Source organism: Chryseobacterium sp. Marseille-Q8038 (genome assembly GCF_965111995.1).
Map to the genome: position 1 here is coordinate 1,784,910 of NZ_CBCOPN010000001.1, position 23,913 is coordinate 1,808,822.

A 23,913-nucleotide genomic window follows, 5' to 3' on the forward strand; every position below is an offset into this window, starting at 1 on the left:
ATTATTTGCCAGCTTTTTTATTTTGCAAATACAGTACAAGTCACAATACACCCCTGGGTAATTGAATACCTTTTGTCTGTACAATACTTTCAGAAACCTTTGGGGCTTCTTTCTGTTTTTCGGTTTGTTCCAGTGGTTCTTCTTTAGTTTCAGGCGAGATAGACAATTGTATCTTCCGCTCAACGGCAGCCAGTTCTGTTTTGAGTTCACTCAATCGGTTTTCCTTAGACCACGTACCGTTTACCACTTCATGAAGAACAGGCAGGTCTTTTTGTGTTTCAGTAATTTTCTTTTGTTCCTGTTCGATATAAGCAGGTAGTTTTTCCAACGCATTAAGGAAATTCAAGGACGCTAATTTTTCATCTTTGGCAATGATACCATTATTGTAAGTATATTTTATGTTTCCTTCGCCTTCAACCAAGAAACGGTTTATCCGAATATCCAAGCCTTCTTTTTCAGACATTTCGGTTTTGACCAACAAAGTAAATCCGTACAAGCTGCCAATTTCTACATACTGACCTCCTGTACGGGCTTTGTCCGCAAGCTGATTGAGTTTTGCACCGATTTGTTTGATATCCGCATTGGGCGGCAAACCATCCAACTGTACAGGATTTGCCATTGTACCGTCCGAACGTTTTTTGATTCGCCCTTGCAGATTATTCCAATCAAGGCTCATTCGGTCAAAGCGGGATTGGGCTTTATCAAGTTCAGCCTTATAGTCTTCCAATTTGTACTTCGCACTATACTTTGAACGGTTGAACGCCTGTTTTTCGCTTTCCAATCCGGCAATCTGTTTTTCTAATTTGGCTTTATCCAACAGGTCGGTATTTCCAGAAAGGATAGCCACATATTCCGAAAAATTCATTCCTGATTTTTCGTCCATACTGCCCTCGTCAATAGTCCGTTTGCCAAGATTATTGTTTTTTAATTGGTCAATGAATAGCTGTTTATTGTACAGCAGGTTAAACTTATAGCTATCCAATGATTTTTCTACAGCATAGATAATCACATCTACTTTATTGTCTGCAAAGAATTTGGCAATCTCATTGCCTTTACGAACAGCTCTGCCATCCCTTTGGGCAAGGTCGCTTGGTCGCCACGGCGTATCCAGATGATGAACGGCAACGGCTCTTTTCTGTGCATTGACACCTGTGCCCAACATACTTGTAGAACCGAACAGCACACGGATTTTTCCCTCGTTCATTCCTTTGATAAGCTCCTTACGCTGTTTATCATTTTTGGCTTCCTGTATAAAACGGACTTCGTGCATAGGCAAGCCGTGGTCTTCCACGAGCTTGCGTTTGATTTCGGAGTACACATTCCATTCGCTGGGCTTATATGTTCCCAAATCAGAGAAAACGAACTGCGTCCCTTTTTGTGCGTTGTATTGGTTGTAGTACTTGGCAATGTTTGCCGCACAATGCGAAGCCTTGTTGTCGGGGTGGTCATCATACGCACCGCTTACCATACGCATATCAAGCGACATTTTACGGGCATAATCCGTAGCGATGAGCATCTTTGCTTTTTCTTCACTTTGTGATAAAGGTTCTCTTCCTAATAAGGTCGCATCGCCTGTTTTGGCAAACTGCATCAGGTTTTGGATAAATTCTTCCTGGTCAGGTGTAGGCGGTATATTGTAAAGTACCTCGTTCTTGTTGGGGCGGTCAATACCTATATCCTTTGCTGTTCGGTAATCCGTAATTTCAGAATAGAATTGGGCAAGCTCTGGTACTTTGATAAAGTATCTGAAACGCTCTTTGGCTACGATATTGTTCGCTACCGAAAATTCATAATCGGTCGTTTTTCTTGCGTAGATAGCTGCCCACGCATCAAAAGAGTGAATACCCTGTTTTTCCAATGCTCTTGGTCGCAGGTATTTGAATAATAAGTACAGTTCCGTCAACGAATTACTGATAGTTGTGCCAGAAAGGAAAGTTGCCCCCATATCCGCATTGATGCGTTCCTGAATGGTACGGATAGCAAAGAGCAAGTTCATCGCCTTTTGGCTTCCGTCCACATTGCCCAATCCGGCAACCCTCGTATGCCGTGTGTTGAACATCAGGTTTTTGAATTGATGACTTTCATCTACGAACAAATGGTCAATGCCCATCATTTTAAAATCTACCACATCATCTTTGCGGTTTTCAATATCGTGTTGCAGGGTTTTGAGTTTGACTTCAAGGTTTTCTTTCCGCTTGATTACTCCGGCAAGCATTCCTCTGGTCACTTCTTTGCCTTGCGATTGTAACGCATCGAGGTTTCGTTCCACGCTGCCCAGTTCTATTTCGAGGATTTCCTTTTGAATTTCGGGCGATTGCGGTATCATCCCGAATTGGTCGTGTGTCAGTATCACACAATCCCAATCGTTATTTTTAATATCGCCAAATATCCGCTGACGTTTTTGTGGTGTAAAATCTTCTTTGCCCGGAAACAGGATCTTGGCGTGTGGGTAAGCAGTGCGGTAGGCTTCGGCAATTTCGTGAACATTGCTTTTCAGCCCTATAATCATCGGCTTGTGAGCCAATCCCAAACGCTTCATTTCCTGTGCGGCGGTACACATTACCAACGTTTTTCCTGCACCTACTTCGTGGTCGCAGATAGCACCATTGTTCAGCTTTATAATCCAAACGGTATCCTTTTGGCTTGAATACAGGTCTTCGATGCCCAATGCTTTGCGGTCCAGTCCCGGAAAATCCTGATGGCTTCCGTCATAGTTTGGTCGGACGAAACAATTAAAAGTGTCGTTGTATTGGCCCGTCAGCCTGTTTTTAAACCCATCGTTTTGGGCGTGGAGCCATTCGGTAAAGGCGGTACGGATTTCGTCAATCTTTGTGTTCGCCATTTGTATGGCTTCCATATCCCGTACTTTGACCTCTTGGTCGCCAACCGTGATTTTTTTGGTAATATCGGGGGTGGTATTGACAAGGGCGTGTTTGAGCAAGGCAATCCCGTCAAACGTCCGGCTTTCAGCTTTGACAGCGTATTTTTCCCATATATGCAAATTCTTACGGTCGCACTTTACTGAAAAGTCATCCGAACTTTCAGAATAATGAACCAGTACGTCCGTATCAAAAAGATGTGAAGCAAAGCGGGCATAAATACCAGTGGGTATCCAGCGTTCGCCTAAATTAAAATCGAGTTCCTCAAACTCAATTCGTCTTGGTCGGGCTTCTTCCAAAACGGTAAGGCTTGTTTTGGCTTCGGTATCATTGGGATTGTTTTCAATGTAGTTCTGTACCTCTTGAGCTTTCTCTACTACGTTTCCTGCAACCCAGCGTTCGGCTATTTCATATTCCTTTTGCAAAGGATTGTAGTAAATACGACTGTGTAATGCTTCTTTCAAAGCATCATCGGTCATACCGCTGATTTCGGACATATAGTCCAAATCCACATTTCCATATTTGTTCAGCGAAGCCGCTAACGCTTCTTCGGGATTGTCCGTTGTTATTGTTAAGGTGGAGAAACTTACCGGACGGCTGAATATATCCGCTTTGTGTACCACGCCACCAACGACACGCTCCAAATAAGGGATTTCCTTGCCGGAACTATCCATTTTAATGAGCTTGATATTATTGGCACTATTGAGGTTTCCATACCTTTTGACAAAGGCATCATAAAGGAGGTTAAGGTTTTCCCTTTCTTCTTTTTGTTCAGTCTGCAACGTTGCCTCTTTATTGTAAAGCTCTTGGTAAACATCACGTACAGCTATGTACGCTTCGGCTCTTGCTCTTTGTAAAGGTGGTAGCTGCAAAGGGTGGAAAACTGCCATACCGTCTGATGTATCTACATCTTGCAGATGACCGACCCAACCATTATCCACAACAAGGCAATCGTTACGGTGGTACGATTCCAGTTCGCCACTATAAGTAGCAGATTCGGGAATGGTATCGGGAACGGCTGGCTTATCAGCTTGGCCATTCCCGTTTATTTGTGAAAACAGGTCGCCGATAGCTTCCTGTTTTTTACCATTGATAGATGTATTTCCATTGGTGGCTCTATTAGTAACAGGCGGCGTAAAAGGTTGCTGCATCGCACTACTGAACAGGTCAGGTTGGCGACCTACTGCACCTCTTCTCTTGTTGGTGCTTTGTCTTTTAACTTGTGGTGTTCTTTTGGGCGTAGCAAGAACCATTACAGGTTCGTCCATATTTTGAAACAAGTCAAAAATGCTTAGTTGCTTTAATTCCTGCGGACTTTCCCGATTTATTATCGGAACTGATATAGGTTGTATTTCCTGCCGAATGGTTACAGGTTCGACAATTGGAGGTCTAACTTTGGGAGTAGCGGGAATTTGTGTTATTGACTCATCGTTCAGTTCGCCTTTATATAAACTCAAATTCAGATGTTTTCCAAAATCATCCGAAAGCATTCGTTTGAGGTCTTTGGCAATTCCGGCAACCCCGCCTTTATGCATATAGATGAGTGCAGGCTGTCCGTAAGGGTCGGTATCTAATTTCCGGTCGGTATGTACAATTCTTGTATTGTCCTGAAAGAGTGCATTGCCCGGAGTATTATATTCTGTTTGCCTGCTTTGGCAAAACAGATCTTCCCTTTCGGTCAGATTTTGTTTTGCCGTATTCTTTTGCAGGATAATCAGGTCGCTTCCGACTTCCGTACCTGCATATTCCGTAAACAGGCTGTTGGGTAAGCGGACAACCGAAACTAAATTATTATCCTGCATCAACGCCCTGCGTATCGGCTCGTTCTTTGGGCTATTCAGAATGCCCTGCGAAGTAATGTAAGCCAACAAACCACCCTCACGGAGCATATCAGCACCTTTCAGGAAAAAGTAATTGTGTATGCTTCGGGCAGCCAGTACTTTTGCACTGTCCTTGCTTCGGGAATAGGAAAGGTCAAAAACGGAAGTGTCTCCAAACGGTATGTTGCTGGCGATTACATCATAGCTGTTTTGTTCCTTGTCGGGGATTTCTTCAAAACCACTTACACGGATATTGCTTTCGGGATAAAGCCGTTTTAAAATCTTGCCTGTCAGCAAGTCTTTTTCATAAGCGGTAACACTTTGTTGGTTTTCCAAAAAGGATTGTATGAATGAGCCGATACCTGCGGAGGGTTCGAGGAATTTATCGATGTTCAGACCGCTTTCACGCAATACGGAGGAAACCGCATCTATGACCTGTGGCGGTGTATAAAAAGCTGTCAGTACAGAGCTTTTCATACTATCCACATACCTGCGGTATTGCTTTTCGTCTTCGGAATTTTCTTTGAGTAGCTGGTGTAGTTCCTGCGTAATCGGGAAAAGGTCGTGTTCTGTTTTTCTCCAATTATTGATGTCTATTTCGTTCGCTATGGGGTTCAACACGAATTTAAGACCGCCAAATCCGCTGTATTGCATCATTAGCAGTCTTTCGCCTACGGTGGCTTGTCGTTTCTCCTTTTCCAGTTTAAAAGCAATTCGCAGGGCATTAATATTCTGTTGGAGATGTTGCTTTTTACTGAAGCCCATTTTCGGTTATCCATATAGCGATGGTTCCTGTTATTTCGGTATAGAGCAGGTCAAACTCATAACCGTATGCGAAGTCATCGGTTAGTTTATAGTTGGAGAAAACAGGCTCGCAAACTGGGAACATTTTAAGGGCAAACGGTCGCAGTTCCTCGTCTGCCATTATAGAGTCGAACTCATTGCATACCACCTGAAACACGGTATCGAATTTGGAGAAATGCAGTTTTTCAAACAGGATATAATTGGCTATTTCGTTGCATTGCTCAATAGTATTTCCAGAACGAAAAGCACCCTCGTAGGCATTGGCGGCCCACGAGGAACGCTGGTCTATAAACTTTTGGTCGTATGCTTTTTCGGGAAAGCTGGTGTTTAATAACCCTTGCAGTCGTAACCTGAAATACGATAGGTCTTTTTGTTGTGTATCCATACTATAATTTTGTTTAGAATTTTAAAATTATAGCAGTTTAGAAGAGCCTTTGTTAAAGTGGTAGGGTTTGGCTTTGAGAGGAAGAGTTTGGCGTAAGTTCGTAAATGAAGGAGGAATTAATTCGTATTTTTGTGGTTGACAAATGAGCTTTTTAAGTTTGCATATAAAATATACGCATTGCTTATATTTAAAGATTACATGTAATAAAAAAAACTCGAACTCGAAAAAATTAATTCAGAATCTCTATCTTTGTAGTCTGATTTACTAATTAACATATTATCTGTGTCTTTCTCAAAAAGACAAGCTCGACAAAACGAGCAATTAATGCATAAAATCTTCTGATTTTTTAATGCGCAGATAATCATATCCAGTTATTTCATCCAATCTTAAACAAAAACAATTGATTACAAATCGATTGCTTTATCACTTTGCAATGTGTTCAATATTTCAATAAGTGATGATAATACAATGATTAAAAATGAACAGTAAACAGTTAATAAGCAGAAATATAGAAGTATTTTATAATAATGCATCAGAAGAAAACAGACTTGATAAAGGAATGGGCATATTTGAATTTGAAAGAATTAAATCACTTATAGAAAAATATATCCCATCTACATCGTCAAAAATAATTGATATTGGAGGCGGTACAGGAAAATATTCAGAATGGCTTGCAAAAAAAGGACATCAAGTTCATTTAATAGAACCAGTTCCTAAACATATTAAGTTAGCCCAAAATAGAGCGAATAAATTAAAAAACAAATTTTCTGTTCAATTGGGTGAATCTCGGAAATTAGAATTTAAAAATAATTTTGCCGACTTAATAATACTTCACGGACCACTTTATCATCTTCAAAAAAAAGAAGACAGAGCTTTAACCATTAGTGAAGCTAAACGAGTTCTGAAAAATGACGGAATTATATTAGCTTTTGCCATTAATTATACCGCATCAACTTTGGTCGGTCTTTTAAATGGACTAATTCATAAAAATTCATTTTTTGAAATGTGCAAAGAAGAATTGACATCAGGAATACATAATCCACCAAATGATTTCCCTTGGCTTTTAGCAGAAGCATATTATCATAAACCTGAACAACTAAAAGACGAGTTTATAAATCATGAATTAACCCATATTAATACTTATGCTGTTGAAGGAATGGCTTGGTTGGATAAAGAATACTTTGCAAGTATGTTGAATAACAAAAAGAAAAAAACATTATTAGAACTTATTAAAATCACAGAAAATGACAGTTATCTTTTACCTTTTAGCCCACATATGATGATAGCTGTTCAAAAAAAATAACTTATGGAAATTAAAGAAGTATATTACAAAGCACTAATCGAAAATGATGGTCAACTAAATGAAATTGACCTTGGCGAAAAAATTGGACTTGGTGAAGATAAAACAAGAGAAATAATTGTACAGCTTCTATCTGAACATAAAATCGAATATGTCGAATATAGGTCTTGCAATTACAGATTGAACAAACTCAAGAAAAGGAAAAAATAACTGCAGCTAACACCTTAATAATTGCTTGTTTTAGTGTTAAACAAAGGTAGTTGCTATTTTGCTACATCTGATTTTTCTGTAGAAAACACTCGTACAACTTATTAATAAGGATCAATTCAAAACGAAACCCTCTTAATTATCAGAGGGTTTATTGTTTATACAAAATTTGTAACATCCTTCCAACCTCAATATCCATTCTCGAAAAGGCAAACCATTTTTTGCCCAAATCTTTCAGTGATGCTCCAATATGGTAAAGTTCCGTATCGTCAATTATCAAAAAACGATCGTGAGTATCAGAGAAAATTTCAATTTCAATCTGGGGATATTGGCTGTTGTACCTTTGCAAATCCAGCCGTAACTGATTGTTGATATTTTTGGTATAGATGGTGGCAGTTATATTGGCATTCCGTTTGCCCAATAAAGTCAGTACTGTATCATCCACATAATTATCCAAAAGGATAATGGAGGTTTTGGCACTTCTGATAATATCGGAAACAAAGGTATAGGCATCAAAAATTTGTCCGTTGTAGAAAATTCCCTTTTCGTTATGGAGTTTATCGCTTTCCAAAGCCTTAAAGATTTCTTCAAATTTCTGGTCGGCTTCCAGTTGTTTAATTTCAATCTTATCCAAACGATGAAACAAAGAAGCGTTGCTAATAAGCATTCTTCGCATTTCTACAAAAGCTTCCATAATTTCAATACTGACTTTGACCGCTATATCTGAACGGAGTATAGCAGAAGCCATTGTAATGCCTTGTTCGGTGAAAACATAAGGCAAATAACGTCTTCCTCCATAGCTCAAACTTGAGGTTCCAAATTGGAACCTCAAGTTTTCAACTTCCTCTTCGGTCAGTTGAAAGCAAAAAGAAGCAGGAAACCTTTCAATATTTCTTTTTACGGCTTTGTTGAGGTTCTTGGTTTCCACCTGATATAATGAAGCTAGGTCGCTATCCAGCATCACTTGCTTGCCACGTATGGTATATATTAGGTTCTTGATTTCCATCTGGCTAATGGTAGGCTTATTTTCCATTACTTTTTGTAGCTTTTATTTTTGGCAAATTCAAAGGAAGTTTTGTAATCCTCATTCAACACGATGTATGCATCGAATTTCTTTCCGGCTTTGCTTGTCATTCCTTTGATGAGTGAAGTTTTCCCTTTGCTGACAAGGCTTTCAATATCGGCTATACCGATTTGTATGGCACACACATTGCGGAACTGTATCCAATTACAATCCTCATCAGAACATTTGACAATCTTATCACGGATAATGAGTTGTTGACTTCTGCATTTCGGGCAAACCAATTTAGGCAGGTTGTTTTGAGCAATGGAAGTTTGCAACAATTCATTTGTAATGGATGAAGCATAGTTTTCCATTTCCTTTTGAAAAGCCTCTGCATCCGCTTCGTTGTTTTCGATTTTTTGCAATGCGAGTTCCCATTCGGCAGTCATTGCAACGTCTGCAATTTTACGTTCTTTGACCAACTCATAAACCTGCAATCCCTTTTCAGTCGGGATTAAAGATTTCTTATCCCGTTGGATATAATTGCGGGTAAACAGGGTTTCGATTATTGCGGCTCTTGTAGCCGGAGTGCCAATACCTATATTTTGCAATACTTTCCGTTCGTCTTCATTTTCCATTTCCTTTCCGGCAGTTTCCATAGCCGACAAAAGCCCTGCTTCGGTATAAAGTACGGGTGGTTTGGTTTTCTTTTCTAAAACAGAGGCTTCTTTGATTTTAAGTTCATCACCTTTTTTTAGTTCTGGCAAATCCTGTACAGGTTCGGTATCATCATCGGAGAAACTGCCTTTGATGGAACGCCAGCCTGCTTCTAAAACCTTACAACCCTTTGCTGTAAAATCATAATGCAATGCCTGTAAACCTACATCGGTTATCGCTTTGATGCAGGCTTGTGAAAGGGCTTCGAGCAATCGAAAGGCAATCATATCATAAATGGAATTTTCCTTTGCGTTCAGGGCAGACGGGATTTTATCAGTAATCAATAATCCGTGGTGGTCGGTAACACGCAGGTCATTTACAATACGTTTATTGAACCGTCCCCATTTCATTTTAGATACGGCTTGCTTGTAGGTTTCCCTATCCTGCAAAGCCCTTACGAGGTTGGGTATTTCAGCCCAAACATCTTCGGGAATATATTTGCTTCCAGTGCGTGGGTATGTGATAAACTTCTTTTCGTAGAGGCTTTGGGCAATATTGAGCGTTTCTTCGGCAGAAAGGTTCAGCTTTTTGTTGGCTTCCTTTTGTAATCCGGTAAGGTCGAACAATAAAGGAGGTTGCTCTGTAACACTTTTGGTTTCTACGGACGTAACCGTTGCTGTTTCGTTTCGCTGAATGGCTTTAAGCGTATCATCGGCAAGTTTTTGGTCTTCCCATTTGGTTTTGGAAATGCTTTTAAAATCTATCAGCTCTTTGTTGTGCGATAACTGTATATGCCAATATTTCGTTACCGAGAAATTTTTGTTTTCCAGATAGCGTTTGCATATCAATGCCAGCGTAGGTGTTTGTACTCTTCCGAGCGAATAAATTCCATTTCCTGCGGCTATGCTCAATGCTTGTGTAGCATTGATGCCCACGAGCCAATCGGCACGGCTTCTGCCTTGCGCCGCCTGATACAGTCCGTCAAATGCTGCACCGTCTTTTAGATTGTCAAACCCTTGTTTTATAGCTTTTTCAGTTAGTGAGCTTATCCAAAGACGTTCAAAAGGCTTGTTGCATTTCAGGTATTCATAAATATACCTGAAAATGAGTTCGCCCTCACGACCTGCATCGGTGGCTACAATGATACTGCTGCTACGGTTAAAAAGCTGTTCGATGACTTTCAGTTGCTTTAACGCTCCTGTATCGGCTGTATAACCTTTGTCTTTTTTCACTTTCCGGACGGTCAGCAAAAAAGTATTTGGGAGTATTGGTAATGATGCCTTATCAAACCCCGAAATGCCGTACTCTTCGGGCATTCCCAATCCTATTAAATGACCGAATGCCCACGTAACAAAATAGCCGTTCCCTGTCAGGTAGCCGTCCTTTTTATCGGATGCTCCCACAAGTCCGGCTATTTCTCGGGCTACGCTTGGTTTTTCTGCGATTATTGTTTTCATACTTTACTACATTTTTCTGCCTTTGGACTTTGCAGGTGTTTCGGGTTTTTCCTGTTGCTCCTGCTGCTGTTTGTTTTTCGGTCTTTGCTGTCCCGACTTCAAAGGCTCATTGATATTTTTGGTTGCTTCATTAGTCTTGCCCTCCGAATTGACGGCAATTTGCGTTTTGTGGGCTTCGATGGGCTGCATTCTTTCTTTATATTGATTAGGAAACTCAAAGCCTGTTTTTCCGGTATCTTTGTCGAAAGTGATATAGCCGTTGTAGGTTTGTCCTTTCTTATCAACCAGCCCTGCCATATAAACGGTTTGTCCGGCTTTGAAATCCTTATGTTGCTCATCGGTCAGTTCTTTACCTCTGAACGTTTTTGGAGCTTCCTGCGGCTGGCTTTGTTGATTACTTTGTCCGTTGCTTTGGGTTTGCCTGTTGGAATTATTGCGGTCAAACAGGAACTCTACATAACGCTTGTCTGCATTGAACTGTACCGTTGCCGAGAACTCCGTTCCTTTAGTGGAAATCATACCGTCTAACTTTAGCGGTTTACCCTCCATTAAAGTTTGCTTCTGCTCATCGTTCAGCTTTACACCTTTAATTTCATCGGGAATTTTTATGAAATCCGTCCTCAATGCAATTACGTCATTGGTTAGCCTATCTATACTGATAATGGACGGCATCAGTTCGCCAGTTTTAGAATTGGTCAAGTTAACCACACGCCCCATATTACCCATTTCGAGCAGGTTCTTTTTGTCTTCATCGGTAAACTTGTGTCCGAAAAACTCAAAATGCAGGTTTGGTTCTTTTTTGATACCGTGTATTGCTACGATAACATTTCCATCTTCGGCTTGCTGTAAAGACAATCGGGCATCTGTGCGAAGAACAGAACCTCCGAAATTAATGCCTATCGGCAAGAGTTCATTGGTTTTGTAACCTCGTAACAAAGGGTCAAGCAGGTTTCTTTTTTCAAGGTATTCCTTGCTTAATCCGAGGTTTTTCATTGTGTCCCAATCAATCTGCTCGGGCTTGTAGCGGTACTCGCTGGTTTCCGGTGTTGTTTGTGTTGTTGCCATATTATTTTGATTTTCTTGTTTCTTATCTTGTTGCAGTTCTGTTTTTACTTCGTGTTCCTTCATCACTTTTTCGCCTTCGGGAGTTGGCTTATCTACCTGCTTTTGCATTTCCTGTGCTTTTTCAACTGCGACGGGTGCAGGCACTTTGAAGAATGAAAAATTGGTAGGGTTCTTTAACTGGCTGAAAAAATTAGAGAAGAAGTTGGAAAAAACGTCACCATTTTTATCCACACGCATAAACTGGTTTTGGTTTTTCTTCGTGGGGTCAACGGTTTCCATTTTCCCATTCTCGTCAATACTCTTTACGGCTTGGATTTTCATTTTTTCTTTATCCAGCACTAATAGTATGTCCGATAATTGTTCGGGCATTTCCGGGTTGTTTGTGATTTCTTTGCTCATATTTTTGAAAATTTAAAAGTTCACTGCCGAATGTAAATTAAGCGTTGGCTGTATTGCCCAATGTGGCACTCAAAGGCAGTCTTTGTCTTTCATTGTCGTTCATTTTGAGAGTGGGTTAAAGCTCTCTCTAATGAACTGATGTACATCAGATAGCTTGTAATACAATTTTCCGCTTATGGTATAATAGGGCAGCCTCCCAATAGAGCGATACCGTTGCAGGGAACGGTTACTGATTTTAAGCATTTGAAGTAAATCCTGGTTATCGAGCAATTCCTCGCCGTCAATACTATTGCGTTTCTTTTGCAACTCATTTATATTGTCGCCCAGCATATCAAGACGACCCATCAGGCGTTCCATCCACGCTAAAAATTCCATTCTGTCAATATTCATAGGGATATACTTTTAGGGGTTCATACCTATTTTTTGTCTGTCTTTAGCTTTCTGCCTTTTTCGATATAGCTTTTGCCTTTTGCCATAAGCTCCTGCACAAACTGATCACTGCTCTGTATGGCATTGGCATTGAGCATATCCTTAATTGCTCCAATAGTGTAGAAATATTGACCGTAGATTTTTGAATAAGCAATCTCGCCTTTGGTGCGCATACGCCACAAGGTCTTTTCGCTGATGTGCAGGTATTGGCATACCTCGTGGTTATTGAGCCACAGGTCATCATACCCCGTATCATCCAATCTTTTCAGATAGTCGGCAATGGCATTAATACGGCTGTTGAGCTGTTGCCACGCTTCTTCTTCAATGGTTATTATTTTCATTGCACAGCTTTTTAAAGTTCACTATGCAAAATTGTTTAGAGTGGCAGTGTTTGTCTGCCAAGCCTTGCCAATTGGTTTGGCGGTTTTTTGAAATTTTTTACAATTAGGAAAAACCCTTGTTTAATAAGGAGTTCAGGCATTTTGAGTATTTTGTAACAGGGAATTGCCGACATTTGCTAATTGGCAGATATGGGCAAAAAAAAAAGCAGTACATTTTGTGTACTGCTTTGAAATTACTGTATTAAAACAGCTAAAGGTCTTTATCCATATATTCTTCGAGGGATATTTTGAGCTGGTCTAAAAATGCCGTTCTTGAACCAGTACGGGTTTTCATCCGGTGAAACGCATGATGCAAATCGCTAAGCGGAATACGGAAAAGCACCTGAAACATCAGACTGATTTTTCGGATTCCAATTTTACCGTGAGAGATCACACCCGAAGCATATAGGGCATAAATCAATTCGACGAGTGCATTTTTGCTATCTGTCCAAAATATATCTTTTGAACTTTCGGTTTTTTGTAAATTCGTATCTAGACTTTCATCAGGATTGATTTTGGTAAGCAGGTAAGTGTAGAGCAGTTCATTAGCGATAATCCTTGAAACTTTGTAATCGAAGAAGGTTGAGAATGCTGGATCTATTTCAAATACAATGCTGTTTAGTCCATCATGATAATTGATATTGCCACGTTTGAAATAAATGTCATCTCGATCAGTTCGTCCCGAACGATAATACCTGTAAAAATCGGCATTGCAGATATGTTCAATATACTCCCGTTTAAGATTTGCCAATTGGCTAGAAAAATAACTATAATACATTTTACCATTACTGACCGGACAAGTAGTCTCTATACGATAAACCTTATTGTAATAAATTAGTTTGCCAAGTATTTGAGGTTTTATGGTACGGAAGAAATTGATTTCTTCAGCTTCATCATTAAATCCCTTTTGGGTAATTGACTTTTTGACTGAAAATAAAATATCTTGGAGATACAGGATCATTTCGTAAGCTTCATCAAGCAGGCTCTTGCTCTGAGATGAAATCTTATCCTCTTTGTTGTGTATCTCTAAAAGAATGTTTTGTAGAGAATTTTTCATAGCTCATGATTTTTTAGAACAGTTTGACTTTCCAGAAAGTGTTCTTCAATTAAATCACAAACCTTATGAATTCTAGCGATAAATTCCCCACAGTTGGGGGTAACTTGGGTGATATTTTTTTATTTTCCTTCTTGTTCGTCCATTTTTTTTATTAAGGAATCTTTCAAAAGATCTAAAAATTTTGTTCGATTATTCTTTCTATTTCTTAGCTCCAAATATGTATGATAGAAATCGCCTAAATCAATTCCAAAGGTATTTTCAAATATTCTTACAATAACCTTTATTTCGGAACTACCGTCATCAAAAGCTTTGAAAGCATGCAACGCATAGATTAATTCTATTAGGGATGTTTTGCTTGCAGTCCATTTTAATAATGAACTACGTATTTCTTTGGATTTTGCTCTAGAAAATTTATTCATGTTTAATATCTGATCTTCTAGATATACTTCTATTAAATCATTTGCAATAACTTTAGCTACCTTATAATCATGAGAAGTTGAAAAACTATGATCTGATTTGAAATAAAATGTGTCTAAACTCAATTTAATATCAAATTTTCCTCTCACAAAATACTTCTCATCGAGATACGTGCTATTAGTTCGATAGTATTTATAAAACTCTAGATTATTATCGAAAAACCGCTTTAATTTCGCCAATTCGTTATTCAGATATTTTTTAATTATTCGTTGGCCTCCATGAGGCTTTTTCATCTCTATTTTGTAGATCGCATTGTAATAAATAAGTTTTGAAACAATCTTGGGTTTCAATTCTTTAAAAAAGATAATTTCATCCTCGATTGTCTTGAACTCATTTTCGTTAATAAATCGCTTTAGTTTCGTCAATTTTTGTAAGGTAATTTCAATCATAGACTCGCATAAACTTATTTGGTCACCATTATCAATATAGCGTATACCAATTTCCTCTTCAAGTTCTCGAATAATTTTACAATAAAAGTCTCTCACAGAATTTTTTTATTTTTTCAATTAGGCTTGATTTAATTTGATTGTTTTTTATTTTATTTTTTGCTGGTTTTATAATACTGTATCCCGCATTCTAGAAAATTTTTAAAATCATCTTTTGACATATAGCCTGAAACAGGGGAGTTAATAACTTTTCCATCTGGTGTTACCATAACATAATGTGGTTGCGAATTATTGTTAAAGTTTATTTGTTGAAACATAGACCATTGGTCTCCAACTGTTTTAATTTTTTTCTTCTGTCCATTCCCCATATCAATTGATCTTTGTTGTTCTTTTGGTAACTCTTCGCGATCATCTACATATAAGGAAGCCAATACAACCTCGTTTTGAATTAGAGGTAAAACATCTGGTTCACTCCAAACAAATTCCTCCATTTTACGACAATTCTCGCACCCGTATCCGGTAAAATCTATAAGAACAGGTTTATTTTTTTCTTTTGCTACTTTAATAGCTTCATAATAATCATGTTCTGGATGTATTCCAAAAATGCCGTCCTCTGGGGAAGTATAGAAGCTTACATTTAAAGGAGGCAGAATGCCACTTAGTAAAGATAAACGTGGTTTCTCTGAGTGTAATAAGCCCGGTATCAAATACAATACAAACAAAATACCTGCGATCCCAAAACTTTTTCTAACAGTTGTTATCTTTTCATTTTTATCATCATGTGGGAATCGGATTTTACCAAACAGGTACAAAACTAGACCCACTGTTACTATAATCCACAGTACAATAAATACCTCTCTCTTTAGCAAAAAAGTCTTGGAAACTAAATCCGCTTTTGATAAAAATTTTAATGCTAATGCTATTTCTATAAAGCCCAGACATACTTTTAATGTATTCATCCAGCTTCCTGATTTTGGAAGTGATAATAATACTTGCGGAAATAAAGCTAAAAATCCAAATACAAATGCCCAGGCAAGTCCAAATCCTCCAAGAGCAAATGACAGTAACGTTGGGACATCTTTAGAACTAGAAGCAACTCCGCCTAAAAGACTACCTAAGATAGGGCCGGTACACGAAAAGGAAACAATTACTAGTGTTAATGCCATGAAAAATATCCCTACAATTCCCCCAGCTTCTTCTGCTTGGGAGGATCTATTGACAATCCAAGTCGGTAACGTTATATTATAATATCCAAAAAAACTTAATGCAAAGAATAAGAATACAACAAAGAACACTAAGTTCAACCATATATTTGTTGCTATCTCATTGAAAACATTTCCACTGATACCATCTAAAATATGGAAAGGAATACTTAGTACTAAAAAGATGACTAAAATAAACCCGCCATAAATCAGTGCATTCCGTTTTCCTTTAGATCTATCAGTAGCATTTTTTGTAAAGAAAGAAACTGTCAGTGGAATCATAGGGAAGACGCATGGTGTCAACAACGCTATTAATCCTCCTAGGAATCCTAATAGCAATACCAGCCAATTACCAGATTCTTCTGTGACTTGCTCATTACCACAATCTACCAGGGGATTTTTAAAATCTAATGTATTGACCTTAATGTCACTTTGCAGATGAGCTAAATCAGAATCTTGCATTTCACTTACTATGATTTTGGACTTTGTTTCCAAATCATTTTTTGCATTTACTATTTCCTCAAATTCTATCGTATTTGGAGCTAAACAAATTTTATCGTTGCATACCTGAAAAATAATCTCAGTAGCTATCTTGGGATTGATTCCGTTACTTTTTAATCTGAATTTTTGAATAAATCTTACAGAATCGGCAAAATATACTATTTGAACACCAAATGCTTCACTGAACTCTTCTGTTTTTTTTCCCAGCTCTTTTACGTCTCCTATTAATTCAACGTTATTACTAACAATTTTCATTTTTGTTGGTATACCGCTATCCTTTGGTAAATCCTTAGAGTAAAGATGCCAACCTTCGTCTATCTGTGCTTTCAACACAGCCTCATATTCATTGTCTGCGATTTTATTAATTTTATAATCCCACTTAACAACTTCCTTTATCTGAGCCTGTAAGTTTGTTATTTGGAACAATAGCAAGACCCATAACCATTTTTTCATGATAATTTTTGTAAGTTTATTAAAATAATGTTGGGCTGTTTTCGGCCCATGTTAGAGGAAGCTTATCTGTCTTATTTAAGCGTATCAGGCTCAAAATCCATTGAAATGGAATTCATACAGTAACGCTTATATGTAGGGGCGGGGCCATCATCAAAGATATGTCCGAGATGCGAATTACAACGATTGCATTCAACCTCTGTTCTATGCATGCCATGTGAATTATCTTCTTTATAGACGACACTGTTTTTAACGGGTTCGAAAAAACTAGGCCACCCACAACTGCTTGAAAATTTAGCATCTGAACGGAAAAGTTTATTTCCACACACCGCACAATAGTAGGTGCCTTTCGTTTCACTATCCCAATATTTACCAGTAAATGCCTGTTCAGTAGCCTGTAATCTTGCAACTTGATACAACTGTGGATTTAAGACTTTTTTCCATTCTGCATTACTGATATTTAATTTTTTTTTATCGGTTCTGGAATAATAGGGATTTTCCATATGTTCCTGACTTATACCTTTATTCGTTTCCTGCGCATAACAACTACCTAAGAAAAACATGCATCCAATTAATATCAATATCCTTTTCATTTATATTTCGGTTTAACTTTATTCTTAAACACTTTTTTAAACTTGTCTAGCTTAGGTTTAATCACTCTCTGACAATACGCGGCCTCTGGATTATTCTCAAAATAATTTTGATGATAATCTTCTGCTTTGTAAAACTCTCCATAAGTTGTTACTTCGGTTATTATATTCTTTGGATAAACCTGTTCAATATTCAATTCAGCAATGATAGCTTCAGCCAATTTCTTTTGACTTTCATCATGGTAAAAAATAGCGGACCTGTATTGTGTTCCAATATCGTCTCCCTGTTTATTTAATTGGGTCGGATCATGCGCGACAAAAAAACCTCCTAATAATTCTTTATATGATATTCTTTCAGCATCATAGACTATATTACAAGCTTCTGCATGCCCGGTCATACCAGTACTTACTTCTTTATAGCTAGGATTTTTCTGATGACCACCAGTGTATCCAGAGGTTACAGATTCCACCCCTTCTAGTAGTTTGAATTGTTCTTCTACACACCAAAAACATCCGGCAGCAAACGTGGCAATTTCACAATTTTTACTATCTATTTCCATGACTCCCTTTCTTTCGACTTCTTTTTTTCCTATTTTTTTATTGATTTTCTGTTGACCACAGGAAACCAAGGGTATTTCGACCAATGCCAATAACCAAGTTTTTAAGTATTGCCCTATTTCCTAGTGTTCTTTTAATTCTTTAGCTAAAGGAAAATCTATTGGCACATTTAAAACTTTGCTTGTGAAGTTTGTGATGAAACTATCACCTACGACATGCAACGCATCAATCAGATTTTCATGATTATAGCCCATTTTAAAACATTGTTGAAGCAGTTGCACACTAATCCTATTTTTTTCTTCAACTACATTTTTAATGAATTTTACCAGCGCATCTAATTTTTTATCAAATTCAGCATTCCCCCGACGAAGCTGTAATATTTGATCTTCATCAAAACCATTTAGCTTTCCGATCATAGTATGGACACTTAGACAATATAAAGAATTGTTTTTTTGAGAAACCACTAACATAATCGCTTCGCATTCTTGCTTTGACAAAGAAACCTTTCTAGTATGAAATTGATAGTAATTACTTAATGCATTTTCTGAATGCATCATCGACGCATAAAGATTAGGGACACTCCCTAAACGCTCTTTGAAGTATTTCAAGAACTCCTTGTTTTTTTTACTAACTTCCTTATTATCGGGTATTTCTATTGTTAACATTGTTATATCTTCATTTTTTTAACTAAGACTCTTATTCTCTAAATTTGGAGATGTTTGTACCGGTATACATTTTAAAAAATCTGCTAAAATGTGCCGGACTTTCAAAACCTAATTCGTATGCAATTTCCTTTGCCGTTTTGTCGGTATAATGCAGATATCTTTTTGCTTCCAGGATAATCCTATTTTGTATTATTTTTGATGGAGCAGGTTGCCTCAAAATCGCGAAAATATTACTCAAAGTTTTTGGTGATTTATTTAACGCATCTGCATAAAATTTCACTCCATGTTCCTTTTTAAAATCTTCTTCCAGTAATAAGGCAAACTTTCTGATCATATCAAGTTTTTCATCTGAAAATTTTGAATAGCATTCACTTTGCTGTTTTGCAGTACGGGTCGTTTTAATTATTAGATGTTTCAGCAAAGTCCTAAGCATTTCTCCTTGAAAATTATCTTGCGATAACCATTCATCAGAAAACATTTTTTCTAAGTATCGCATTTCTTCTTTCTCATCCTCATTTAATTTAATAAACATAGGATGTTCAATACCATAAAATAGAAAACCAACGCAACCTACTTCAGCATCATGATCTACTATGCAATAAAACTCTCTGTTAAACTGCCAGGCAATTAATTGATCTGGTTTTTCAAATGTGAAATTTTGATTGGATACTAATGGTAATAAAGACCTTTCGGGCATTTCATAGTCAATTTCATCAATTTTTACTTTTTGCTTAGAACCTTTATTATAAACAAAAGTGTTGATAGGTGCTGTTGGCTTACGAAGTCCTGCTCCTTTTAACTGATCACTGTTCACATGCATGACGAATCTTGCTGAAGTTATTTTATCTTCGTATTCCCTTACCATATTGATTTGCCTTTATTTTATCGTTTTTAAGTGGATACTAATTTAATTTTTCTCCCTCTTTATTCCCTTATAATATCCATCACGTTTCCCCAATTATCTCATACTTACACTACATCATAAGACACCCTCTCATTTCACATTTATATGTTCTTATATATCTTACAAAATTGCTGCTGTCGCACCTCCGTCCACTACAATATTTTGACCGCTCACATACGATGCCTTATCCATTGCTAAAAAAGCAACTACCGCTGCTATTTCTACATCTTGGGCCACGCGTCGCAATGGGGTTCTGTTTGTTATTGCACTTAATTTTTGTTCATCTGCCAATACATTTTTTGTTGCTGGTGTTTCGGTAAACCATGGCGATACCGTATTTACTCTAATTTTATCTTCTGCCCATTCATTCGCTAGGTTTCTTCCCAATTGAATTAGCCCTGCCTTTGACATTCCGTAAGGAGCACCAGTTCTAGCATCCAATATTCCCGCTACAGACGCAATATTGACCACCGCACTTCCTGCCCCGTCCAAAAGGCTTGAATATAAAATTCTACTTAATTCAAATGGGGCTAACACATTTACTTCAAATACAGATCTGTATTCTCTTTCTTCATATTCGTTACTTGGTTTACGAATATTAATTCCAGCATTATTGACCAGCACATCTAATTTACCCCATTTTTTATCTACCCACATTTTAATTCTCAAACGATGATCTGTACTAGTTACGTCAGCTGACATACCATATACATTTAATCCTCGCTCTCTCAAAGCACTCTCTACTTTAATGACCTCCTCATTATCGCGTGCAGTAAACAATACTTCGGCTCCTAATTCCGCAAACTCTGTGACTATTGCTTTCCCAATCCCTTTGGAACCTCCCGTTATTACTACTTTTTTCCCTTCTAAATTCCAATTTTTCATGTCTTTATATTTTCAGTTATTTTTTCTTTGAAGCCTGTTCACCAAATTCTATCAACTGCTTTCCATTGACAAATCCTATTTTTGTCATCACTAATTTACCTTGTGGAGTGAAGAATAATAATGTTGGATATGCTGTCACTTTCCATTTCTCTGCTAATGCAATACCTTCACCACTCTCCATATCAATGGTCACATTAATGAAATTTTTATTAAAATACACTGCTGCTTCTTTCTCTTTGAATGTTTTAGATTTCAGTAATTTACAAGGCGCGCACCAAGTTGTATAAGCATCCACAAAAATATATTTATTACTTTTTTTTGCTTTTGCAGCAATTTCGCTCCATTTCCCATTAGTAAAGTCAATTTCCTGACTTTCCTTTTTCATACCGGCTTTTGGATTATTTTGGGCAAATGACATACTTACTAAAGACACCAATGCAAAAATTAGCATCGTATAAGTCATTACTCTTTTCTTAGTTTTTAACATCGTTTCTGTTTTATAAGTCTTTAAATATTGTTTGTGCTACTACCTTTAATAATTCAGGCTTTAACCTTTTTGTAATATCTGGATTGATGTATTCAAAATTTATTTCACCATTTTTGCTTAATATAAATACCGATGGAACAGGTATCAACAAATCAATGTCTTTTCCGCCAGTAGACTTAGGGAGAAAATCCCAATAACCTTTAGGGGCTTTATACGCGATGCCGAATTGCTTAGAAACTGCCAGATCTGCATCTGACAACAATGTGTATTCTAAGCTTGCTTTATCCATTGAAGCGTTTAAACCTTCAGGCTTATCGGTGCTTATTGCAATTAACTGATATCCCATTCTTTCCAGATCGCCTGATATTTCTTGTAATCCAGATAATTGTTTAGAACAGTATGGACACCATCCACCCCGATAAAAAACTAAGATAGTAGGTTTCTCAGCTACCATTTTATTTAAATCGACAATTTTCCCTTGCTGATTCATCAACGTTACCATAGGTATTTTCTCTCCTGCCAAAAGTGGGCTGATATCCTCAGCTTTTTGAGGATACATATTCTCTCCCATAGCCATCCTCCCCATTTCCATCTGGCTTTTTTCTTTATGGTCCATCATGTTCTTTTGTTGTCCTTGGGCATTGGCCTGACTAACCATTATAAGCAGACCAAGTATGCTCATAATGTGTTTTATTTTTTGTGTTATACTTTCCATTTTTAGTTAATGAAGTGTGATTAAATGTTTTTTGCTAAAGGAAAATCTATCGGTACTTGTGTTACGGCATGTAATAAGTTGCTTATTGTACGATCACCTATAATGACAATTATATCAACAAGGTTTCCCTTAGTATAACCAGCCTTAAAAAAAGCATCTAATGTTCCTACATCCACATGTCCTCTTTTTTCTGTAATCTGATTGGTAATTTTTACAAGCGCATCCAACTTTTCGTTAGCATGATACCCCCCCTTGCGGATCTCAATCGCTTCCTCATCATTTATACCTATCGATTTTGCAACTATGGTATGCGCACTTAAACAGTATACACAACTATTTACTTGGCTTACCACTAAATTTATAGCTCCGACCTCTTTTATAGTTAGGGAATTAGGAGTTTCTTCTAATTTCATATAGGCTCCTAACGCATTCTCAGAATATGCTATTATGTTATATAGATTTGGTACTTTACCAAAACTCTTCTCCATCTTATCAAAAATTTCTCTATTCGTTGATGAAATTTCTTCTTTGCTTAATAAACTGAATTTATTTTTCATTTATCCGCGATTTATAATGAGAGTCTAAGATTAAAAATGCCCAGCCTTGTTATTGGATTATTCTATTGTTACTTTGATGATGTTTGGTATAGTCGGTAACATCGTAAATGCGTTGGGATTTGGCACTTCTTCTATATTTTTATCTTCTGGCAGTGGTACTCCTGCTAAATTAAATTGGGTAATACTCGCTCCAGGAAATTGATTTATCGCTGTCCCATTGTCAAACAGACCAATTGTTGTTGAAATATCACCCTTTTGCAGTGCATCCACACCATTGCCTTTTGAAGCGAAGTACCAATCATTTGATAAGCCATACATGGTTGCAATTGCCAATCTATCACCGGATTTAACATTTAATTCTTGTGATACTTTGTTACCTGCTTGCCCACCAATTTTTGGCAACAATACCGTCGAATTGCTAGCAGGCAATACATATACATCTTTTACTCCATTCACAGTTTTGAGATACGCTGCTAATTCAGTAGCATCACCCATTTGTGCTAATTTTTTTAATCCTTTACCTTGATCTTTTTCACCTACTTTATAAATTGGATTCTCAATACCGTTGTAAATGACTACTAAAACTGGGGACAGTGGTGTAAAGATTCCTGTTTGCGACTTAATATAATCTGCAAACATTGTATTATCACCCATTTCGGCAATGTTGGTTAGGCCATTTGCGGTAGGTTTGCCTGATTCATATAGTGGGTTCGGATTTAATAAATCTCCCCCTGCAATATATGATACTGTCCATACACCCGGACTAAACGGCGTAGGATTAGCAGTATTTCCTGATGTATTTTCAATTGTCAGTGTAAACTGTGAGTTACCTTCATAATGTAGACTGGCTTTTAGTAAACTAGAAGCAGGCGCATATGTGTTTCCTTGTTCATCTGCACTGTTTACCTCAGTGATATCTTTCACACTAGATTCCGGAGTACCTGGATGCATTACAGTAGCTCCCGGCATTTGGTTAATCCTTGTACCATTATCCCATAACTTAATTTGGTTTGATACGTCACCTTCGATTGGAGTTCCGTCGTCTTTATATAATTTGATACCAGGATTAGCAGGAGCAAAAAATAAATCGTTTGACCATCCATACATTGTTGCAAATGATACAGCCTGTCCTTTACCTGCATATAATTGAATTGAAATTGATTCTCCTGGCATAATTAGAGGAGAACCGCCATTATTTTTAAATGTTCCTGATTCAACTAAAGGTCTGGAGTCCAATACATTTTCAATTGTAATCGTTGACGATGATGACATTTCCATCATGCCATCATCGTCCTTACTACATGATGCTAAAACTAATGATAGTCCCAAAAGTGATAACCACCCAAATTGTTTGTGTCTCATAAATTATTCTGTTAAAATTTTATAAAACAAAGGTATTTGATGATATTAGTTATACTGATGTCCAAATTTCCCTATCATATGACTGAATTTCCCGATTTACGGTATCTATCTGTTTAACTCGAAAAAATTATTGATTTGGGAGATTCAAATTGACAAAATTAGCTAACTTAAAATGTCAACCACCTATTCAAAGGAAAATTTGAAACAGTAAATCGAAGACAGAATCAAAAAAAGAGAATTAATACCATGTTAACATACAATCCAGCCATGTATTCATCAATCATATTCTATTCCTTCACAGGATAGAGGTCTTAGCGGGTTCTATGTAAAAA

21 protein-coding genes are annotated in these 23,913 nt (G+C 37.5%); 2 read left to right on the top strand and 19 right to left on the bottom strand.

The features are described 5' to 3' along the window. Positions 1-40: 40 nt before the first annotated feature. Both ACWPWS_RS08295 and ACWPWS_RS08300 read right to left on the bottom strand, forming a co-directional pair. Entirely contained in the window at positions 41-5,464 is a 5,424-nt protein-coding gene (locus ACWPWS_RS08295) for an N-6 DNA methylase (RefSeq protein WP_413930954.1), read from the bottom strand. After that, a complete protein-coding gene (locus ACWPWS_RS08300) occupies positions 5,451-5,888 on the bottom strand; it encodes a DUF1896 domain-containing protein (RefSeq protein ID WP_072996058.1) in 438 nt (145 codons plus the stop codon). Before ACWPWS_RS08300 ends, ACWPWS_RS08295 begins: the two co-directional genes overlap by 14 nt. Positions 5,889-6,366: 478 nt before the next feature. Here ACWPWS_RS08300 and ACWPWS_RS08305 point away from each other — a divergent pair, with 478 nt between their 5' ends. Both ACWPWS_RS08305 and ACWPWS_RS08310 read left to right on the top strand, forming a co-directional pair. Further along, entirely contained in the window at positions 6,367-7,191 is an 825-nt protein-coding gene (locus ACWPWS_RS08305; RefSeq protein ID WP_072996056.1) for a class I SAM-dependent methyltransferase, read from the top strand. A 3-nt stretch (positions 7,192-7,194) separates the two neighbouring features. Continuing rightward, complete coding sequence (locus ACWPWS_RS08310) at positions 7,195-7,398, top strand: hypothetical protein (protein ID WP_072996054.1); 204 nt, start codon at positions 7,195-7,197, stop codon at positions 7,396-7,398. Positions 7,399-7,546: 148 nt separating this feature from the next. On the opposite strand, the gene ACWPWS_RS08315 is transcribed toward ACWPWS_RS08310, so the two are convergent. The 17 genes from ACWPWS_RS08315 to ACWPWS_RS08395 form a co-directional block, all read right to left on the bottom strand. Continuing rightward, entirely contained in the window at positions 7,547-8,428 is an 882-nt protein-coding gene (locus tag ACWPWS_RS08315) for an ORF6N domain-containing protein (RefSeq protein ID WP_454046182.1), read from the bottom strand. Next, on the bottom strand, positions 8,428-10,512 hold the full coding sequence (locus ACWPWS_RS08320) for a type IA DNA topoisomerase (protein ID WP_072996050.1): 2,085 nt from the start codon (positions 10,510-10,512) through the stop codon (positions 8,428-8,430). Before ACWPWS_RS08320 ends, ACWPWS_RS08315 begins: the two co-directional genes overlap by 1 nt. A gap of 6 nt (positions 10,513-10,518) precedes the next feature. Beyond that, positions 10,519-11,976 (bottom strand): DUF3945 domain-containing protein, encoded by a 1,458-nt coding sequence (locus ACWPWS_RS08325; protein WP_072996048.1) that lies wholly within the window; start codon positions 11,974-11,976, stop codon positions 10,519-10,521. 99 nt (positions 11,977-12,075) lie between these two features. Next, positions 12,076-12,366, bottom strand: coding sequence for a helix-turn-helix domain-containing protein (locus ACWPWS_RS08330; protein ID WP_072996046.1), 291 nt, complete (start codon positions 12,364-12,366; stop codon positions 12,076-12,078). 26 nt (positions 12,367-12,392) lie between these two features. Then, on the bottom strand, positions 12,393-12,746 hold the full coding sequence (locus ACWPWS_RS08335) for a helix-turn-helix domain-containing protein (protein WP_072996044.1): 354 nt from the start codon (positions 12,744-12,746) through the stop codon (positions 12,393-12,395). Positions 12,747-12,996: 250 nt separating this feature from the next. Further along, positions 12,997-13,842, bottom strand: coding sequence for an RteC domain-containing protein (locus tag ACWPWS_RS08340; protein WP_072996042.1), 846 nt, complete (start codon positions 13,840-13,842; stop codon positions 12,997-12,999). A 119-nt stretch (positions 13,843-13,961) separates the two neighbouring features. Then, positions 13,962-14,804: an RteC domain-containing protein gene (locus ACWPWS_RS08345; protein WP_413930955.1), complete on the bottom strand. Its 843-nt coding sequence runs from the start codon at positions 14,802-14,804 to the stop codon at positions 13,962-13,964. A gap of 53 nt (positions 14,805-14,857) precedes the next feature. After that, positions 14,858-16,861, bottom strand: coding sequence for a protein-disulfide reductase DsbD family protein (locus ACWPWS_RS08350; protein ID WP_072996038.1), 2,004 nt, complete (start codon positions 16,859-16,861; stop codon positions 14,858-14,860). A 71-nt stretch (positions 16,862-16,932) separates the two neighbouring features. Next, a complete protein-coding gene (gene msrB / locus ACWPWS_RS08355; protein WP_072996036.1) occupies positions 16,933-17,451 on the bottom strand; it encodes a peptide-methionine (R)-S-oxide reductase MsrB in 519 nt (172 codons plus the stop codon). Continuing rightward, entirely contained in the window at positions 17,448-18,098 is a 651-nt protein-coding gene (gene msrA / locus ACWPWS_RS08360) for a peptide-methionine (S)-S-oxide reductase MsrA (protein ID WP_245795778.1), read from the bottom strand. The genes msrB and msrA overlap by 4 nt, the downstream gene beginning before the upstream one ends. Before the next feature lie 30 nt (positions 18,099-18,128). Then, positions 18,129-18,671 (bottom strand): carboxymuconolactone decarboxylase family protein, encoded by a 543-nt coding sequence (locus ACWPWS_RS08365; protein WP_070562137.1) that lies wholly within the window; start codon positions 18,669-18,671, stop codon positions 18,129-18,131. A 31-nt stretch (positions 18,672-18,702) separates the two neighbouring features. Next, a complete protein-coding gene (locus ACWPWS_RS08370; protein ID WP_413930956.1) occupies positions 18,703-19,485 on the bottom strand; it encodes a helix-turn-helix domain-containing protein in 783 nt (260 codons plus the stop codon). Between the two features lie 210 nt (positions 19,486-19,695). After that, positions 19,696-20,460, bottom strand: a complete 765-nt coding sequence (locus ACWPWS_RS08375) for an SDR family oxidoreductase (RefSeq protein ID WP_070562130.1) — start codon at positions 20,458-20,460, stop codon at positions 19,696-19,698. Positions 20,461-20,476: 16 nt separating this feature from the next. Continuing rightward, the gene (locus ACWPWS_RS08380; RefSeq protein WP_221405645.1) at positions 20,477-20,947 is read right to left on the bottom strand and encodes a thioredoxin family protein; all 471 of its coding nucleotides are present in this window, start codon (positions 20,945-20,947) and stop codon (positions 20,477-20,479) included. A gap of 10 nt (positions 20,948-20,957) precedes the next feature. Beyond that, the gene (locus ACWPWS_RS08385) at positions 20,958-21,662 is read right to left on the bottom strand and encodes a peroxiredoxin family protein (protein WP_072996032.1); all 705 of its coding nucleotides are present in this window, start codon (positions 21,660-21,662) and stop codon (positions 20,958-20,960) included. 20 nt (positions 21,663-21,682) lie between these two features. Beyond that, on the bottom strand, positions 21,683-22,219 hold the full coding sequence (locus ACWPWS_RS08390) for a carboxymuconolactone decarboxylase family protein (protein ID WP_413930957.1): 537 nt from the start codon (positions 22,217-22,219) through the stop codon (positions 21,683-21,685). Between the two features lie 57 nt (positions 22,220-22,276). Further along, the gene (locus ACWPWS_RS08395; protein WP_312208720.1) at positions 22,277-23,581 is read right to left on the bottom strand and encodes a spondin domain-containing protein; all 1,305 of its coding nucleotides are present in this window, start codon (positions 23,579-23,581) and stop codon (positions 22,277-22,279) included. Positions 23,582-23,913 lie beyond the last annotated feature (332 nt).